This is a genomic window from Eudoraea sp. (assembly GCF_049665975.1).
Classification (GTDB): Bacteria; Bacteroidota; Bacteroidia; order Flavobacteriales; family Flavobacteriaceae; genus Eudoraea.
Genome location: NZ_JBATGR010000052.1, coordinates 1 through 5677, shown reverse-complemented (window position 1 = coordinate 5677; position 5677 = coordinate 1). Strand labels below are relative to the sequence as shown.

At 39.9% G+C, this 5677-nt stretch carries 6 protein-coding genes and 1 tRNA gene; all 7 read right to left on the bottom strand.

Annotated features, from left to right (window positions below; translation table 11 throughout):
* Window position 1: 1 nt before the first annotated feature.
* Window positions 2-76: transfer RNA gene (locus WBN20_RS02270), tRNA-Val, on the bottom strand.
* Between the two features lie 59 nt (window positions 77-135).
* Window positions 136-1347, bottom strand: coding sequence for a bifunctional folylpolyglutamate synthase/dihydrofolate synthase (locus WBN20_RS02265; RefSeq protein WP_424271862.1), 1212 nt, complete (start codon window positions 1345-1347; stop codon window positions 136-138).
* A gap of 5 nt (window positions 1348-1352) precedes the next feature.
* Window positions 1353-2255, bottom strand: a complete 903-nt coding sequence (locus tag WBN20_RS02260; RefSeq protein WP_424280560.1) for an energy transducer TonB — start codon at window positions 2253-2255, stop codon at window positions 1353-1355.
* The gene (locus WBN20_RS02255; protein WP_019668076.1) at window positions 2255-2641 is read right to left on the bottom strand and encodes an ExbD/TolR family protein; all 387 of its coding nucleotides are present in this window, start codon (window positions 2639-2641) and stop codon (window positions 2255-2257) included. Before WBN20_RS02255 ends, WBN20_RS02260 begins: the two co-directional genes overlap by 1 nt.
* A gap of 9 nt (window positions 2642-2650) precedes the next feature.
* Window positions 2651-3343 carry a MotA/TolQ/ExbB proton channel family protein gene (locus WBN20_RS02250; protein ID WP_424273468.1) on the bottom strand — a complete coding sequence of 231 codons (693 nt, stop codon included), beginning with the start codon at window positions 3341-3343 and terminating at the stop codon, window positions 2651-2653.
* A gap of 49 nt (window positions 3344-3392) precedes the next feature.
* Complete coding sequence (gene nhaD / locus WBN20_RS02245; RefSeq protein ID WP_424280559.1) at window positions 3393-4760, bottom strand: sodium:proton antiporter NhaD; 1368 nt, start codon at window positions 4758-4760, stop codon at window positions 3393-3395.
* Window positions 4761-4771: 11 nt separating this feature from the next.
* On the bottom strand, window positions 4772-5677 hold a 906-nt coding region (locus tag WBN20_RS02240; protein WP_424280558.1), incomplete at its 5' end, for an amino acid dehydrogenase.

Sequence of the window (5677 nt, the reverse complement as noted above, 5' to 3'; positions counted from 1 at the left end):
GTGGGCCCTACTGGATTCGAACCAGTGACCCCCTGCTTGTAAGGCAGGTGCTCTGAACCAACTGAGCTAAGAGCCCCTAAGGGGATGCAAATATAGTATAGTTTTTTGTTACCCAAAACAAAAAATAAGAAAAAATCACAGGACTTCCGCAACCGTAAATGTACTGCCTCCTATATAGATGAAATCATCTTTCTCTGCCTTGCTTAGTGCGGCTTTATAGGCCATAGGAATCGAATCATACCTGTTGCCCTTCAATCCAAATTCCGAAGCCTTTTTCATTAAGAATACTACATTTAAACCCCTTGGAATACTGGGTCTGGCTAAATAGTAAATGGCATCTTTGGGAAATAAAGGCAAAATTTCATCAAGATTTTTCTCTTTAACAAAACCAAGAACGATATGTAAGGTTTTAAATTTTTCAAGGTTCACTTGTTCTAGCACCAAAGTGAGACCTTCAATATTGTGGGCCGTATCGCAAACCACTTTTGGGTTTTCATGAAGTACCTGCCATCTTCCCAGAAGCCCGGTATTTTCAACCACTTTCATAAGTCCCCTTTTAATATGTTCCTCACTTATATTGAATTCTTTAAGCAATTTAATAGTGGCCAGCACCCCTTTTATATTCTTGTTTTGATAGTTACCCAGTAGTGAAGTTTTATATTCCTTGAGATTCTCCCTGTCCGCATAGACTAAAACCGAATTTCTTTCTTTTGCAATTTCTTCAAAAACAGGGGCGATCTCCTCCTGACATTCACTGATGACAACAGGAACGCCCGGTTTTATAATTCCGGCCTTTTCCCTGCTTATCTTTGCGAGTGTATTTCCCAGTATATCTGTATGATCTAAACCAATATTTGTGATCAATGAGATTTCCGGGGTTATGATATTAGTAGAATCCAAACGTCCGCCTAATCCAACTTCTATAATCGCAATTGACACCTTTTCCTTTGAAAAATAATCTAATGCCATTCCCACAGACATTTCAAAGAAAGACAGTTTATTTGTTTCCAGAAAAGCCTTATTTTTTTCAATAAATTCTATGACACTCTTTTGACTAATAGATTTCCCATTAATCTTAATCCGCTCCCTGAAATCTTTCATATGCGGTGAAGTATACAAGCCTACCTTATAACCCGCCTCCTGCAATATGGAGGCCAGCATATGACTGCTGGAACCCTTGCCATTTGTTCCTGCCACATGAATGGTCTTAAAATTTAAATGGGGATTTTTAAGGTGGGCAGCCATAGAAAGGCTATTCTTTAATTTAGCATTAAAAGCCTCTGGTCCCTTTTGCTGATACATTGGAAGTTGAGCGAACATCCAATCCAGGGTCTCCTTGTAGGTCATTTATATTATTCCCCCAATTTAAAGTTAACCACAACAAATCCTATCTGTTGGCTGGGCGCTTTGGAATCCAGATTCCATTTGTGCATAAATGCTGTTTTTTTTGCGGGTTCTAATAAGCAAGGATCATTATTGGTAGTACCCTTCATTCCCGGAATAGCATCAATTACCTTTCCATTTCTATCTACAGTAATTTTAACAACTACTGTTCCTTCTTCATTACAATCCTGTTGTACTTTTCCCTTACCTACCAAAGAGCGTCCGTTTAGGCCATATCCGCCCGTTCCACTTCCGGATCCCGGGCTGCCATAATAGCTTGTGGCATAAGGATCTCCATCGGGCTGTCCTTTATCACCTGCCCTATTGTCATCGCCCTCACCGCCCTGAACCTCACCGTCAGATTTGTTAAGGCCTCCCATGAGTTCATCCAGCTTTTCCCTTTTGGCTTCCTTTTCCCGCTGGGCTTTTTCCTCCGCAGCCTTTTGTTCCCTGGCCAATTGTTCAGCTTTGGCCTGGGCCTTTCTGGCCGCCTCTTCGGCTTCGCGCTTTGCAGCCCGCTGTTGTTTAATTTTCATAGATTCTTCGTCTTCTTGTGTAAGTACTTTCTCGGTAGCCTTTTCCGTAACATCTTCTTCGGCGACTTCTTCCGGTTGAGCAGCAGGTTTTTCTTCAACAATCTCCTTCTCAACTATCTCTTTCACCGGTTCTGCAGGCTGGGATTTTATTTTTTTTAGCGGTTGTTTCTCCCCCATACCAAATTCCATGGCTCCAAAATTTACAGTTATCCCGTTCTCAATGGGTGGATCCATATAAGTAAGACCAACATAAAAAAGTAAAAGGAGGAGCACGCTTAACAAAATAGTTGTAAGCGTAAATGATTTTTTCTTGTGTCTCGTGTCTAAAAACGACATTAATTAGGGCGCACAGCCAGGATCACTTTATAACTATTCCTGTTGGCAATATCCATTACGTTAACCGCTTCTTTAATGGCAACGCTTTCTTCTGCTCTAAGAATAATAGTGGGTTTTTCCTGACCCTCAAGTGCTTTTTTTAATTCAATTTCTATGTACTCTCCGTTTATTCTCTCGCTGTTCACAAAATATTCCAGATTTTTATTAATCGTGACTGATACATTTTGAGTATTTGTAGATTTCCCTTTCGCCTTAGGCAAAAGCAGATCCAGTGCATTGGGTGAATTAGCTGTTAACATAAAGAAAATCAACAGCAGGAATACAATGTCCGTCATTGAGGACATGCTAAATTCCGGACTTATCTTATTTCTTCCTTTAATTTTCATAAGACTGTCTTAAACAGGTTCGTTTAGTAAATCGAGAAATTCCACAGCATTTGCCTCCATTTTATGCACCACCTTATCTGTTCTATTCACCAGATGGTTGTATCCCATATAAGCTACAATACCTACAATTAGGCCTGCAACTGTAGTAGTCATGGCAGTGTATATCCCTGATGCCAAAGCACCCATTTCTGCTTGTCCACCACTGCTGGCCATTTGATGGAAAGCTAAAATCATACCAATAACGGTTCCTAAAAACCCAATCATGGGTCCTGCACCCGCCACCGTAGCAAGAACATTTACATTTTTCTCTAATTTGTACACCTCCAGGGTTCCGGCATTTTCAATAGCTGTATTAATATCATCCAGCGGTTTACCAATTCTGGATATCCCTTTTTCCGTTAATCTGGCAACCGGAGAATCTGTTTGGGCGCATAATATTTTTGCCGCTTCCAATTTACCATTCATTACATGATCCCGTATTTGATTCATGAAGTTCTTATCTATTTGTGAGGCTGCCTTTATAGCCAGCAAACGCTCAAAATAAATGTAAAGTGCTACAGCCAGCATCACAAACAAAACTGAAATAATAATAATACTTCCTGCTCCCCCATTAAAGATGAGATCAATCACTGAAAGCGTTTTTTCTTCTGAAACAAGTTCCCCAACTTGTGCTTCATCAACAAGATCCTGTAACAATACCATATTTTTCCCTATTAAAAGTTGCCCTTATAACGGTATATTATCAATTAAATTATGCGTTTAATACTAAATTTCGAATAAGCATAAATGCGCCTGCGCCCCCAATAAAACCAATGAATGCCAGCCATGCAATTTTTTTGAAATACCAGAAAAAATCAATTTTCTCCATTCCCATAGCTACAACGCCGGCTGCGGATCCAATAATTAACATGCTACCACCTGTTCCTGCTGAATAGGCAATAAAATGCCAGACAGAATCATCTAAAGGTATTGAGAACATCCCCATACTGGCAGCCACCAAAGGTACGTTGTCTATCACGGCAGAAGCTACCCCCAATATTAGTATTACCAAATCTGATACAGTTTGGTTCGCCGATTCAGTGCCAAGAAATGGCACTGTGGCATCTAGTGTGCCTGCAAAATGAAATAACATCCCTAATGACTCCAGAGCAGCAACCGCTAAAAGTATCCCAAGGAAAAAGAGTATACTTGGAAGCTCTATTTTGGATAAGGAAGCATGCACAGCGCTATGGTGCGATCCTTCCTGACTCTCTGCTCCATCAACACTGGAAATACTGAATTTAGCGCTTGTATAAATTTCTGCAAATGCAGCTACTACAGCCAGTGAGAGCATCATCCCCACATAAGGAGGTAAATGAGTAATGGTCTTAAAAAATGGAACAAATACGATGGAACCTAAACCAAGATATAACATCGTAGCTCCAAATGGGGATTTTGGCTTTTCTTTATCTTCCAATTCCGCCTTAATATTTCCTTTAAATGCCTTGTACCGCAATGCAACAAGAACAGGAAGGACCATACAAACTATTGAGGGTATCAGTACAAATTTAATGAGTTGCAGCGCGGACACCTTATCCCCTATCCATAACATAGTTGTAGTAACATCGCCAATAGGAGACCATGCCCCTCCTGCATTAGCAGCAATTATTATCATCCCCGCAAACCAAAGCCTTACCTCACGTTCTTTGATAACTTTTTGCAATATGGTTACCAGTACAATGGTAGCCGTTAGGTTATCTATAATTGCGGAAAGAACAAAGGCCAAAATAGAAAAGAGCCAAAGTAGCTTTGACTTTTTCGTTGTGCGTATATAGCCCTTAATGGTGGCAAATCCATCAAAATAATCTATAATTTCCACAATGGTCATCGCCCCTAAAAGAAAAACAAGAATTTCCGCGGTTTTACCCAGATGGTGCAACAACATTTCATCAATATGCGAAGGTTCCAGTTCCTTTAGGTCGGTATTAACCTCAAAAACAGGCATATGAGCCAATGCTATAACGGCCCATAAAATTGCCATCATGGCCAATGCGGGAATTAGTTTGTCTATTTTTAGATTATGCTCAAGGGTAATAGCCAAATAGCCTGCTAAGAATACAATAATAATAATGGTCTCCATACTGGTTGGTTTTAGATTAGTTGTTTTAGGGCAATTTCAAATGCCGTTGTACTCATGTTTTTTCTTGTTACATTTTGCTTAAAGATATTCAAAATTGCTTTTCGAATGGTATCTGAAGTATCATTAAAAATTAATTCATCTTCCATACCCACTCTTCGCTCCATGAAATATGCAAATAATCTGGCCATTCCACAGTTTGAAACAAAGTCAGGAATAAGGCTCACTCGTTCATCTGTATACTCCATAATTGGACCAAAAAATATTTCAGGGTCTGCAAATGGTACATTTGCGCCACATGAAATAACCTCAAGGCCTGTATCAATCATTTCAGCAATTTGTTCCTGGGTAATTAATCTGGAAGCCGCACATGGTGCAAAAATTTCCGTTGGCAAACTCCAGATACGTTCATTCATTTCATCAAAAGGAATCATTTTATCCGCATCTGCTATTAATGTATTTCCTTTTTTATGTAAAAAGAAGGTCTTTATTTCCTCGAATGAAAAACCATCTTCATTAATAACTCCGCCTACACGATCAATAATTCCTACAATCCTGGCACCCATTTGTGCCAAATAAAACGCCGCCGCCGATCCTACGTTTCCAAATCCCTGTACAATAGCTCGCTTACCTATCACCGTGCCTCCAAAAATATCATAGTAGTGCCTGATAGCTTCTGCTACACCAAAACCTGTTATCATATCGGCAACGGTGTATTTTTTCGTGACATCCGGGGAATAGGTATTACTTTCCAAAACCTTAATAACTCCAAGTCTTAGCTGTCCTATCCTATTTATTTTGTCGGCTTCTGTAGGCTTGAAATGACCATTAAATACCCCTTCCTGGGGGTGCCAAACTCCTGCATCCTCAGTTATTGGAATTACCTCATGAATTTCATCTACATTTAAATCTCCACCTGT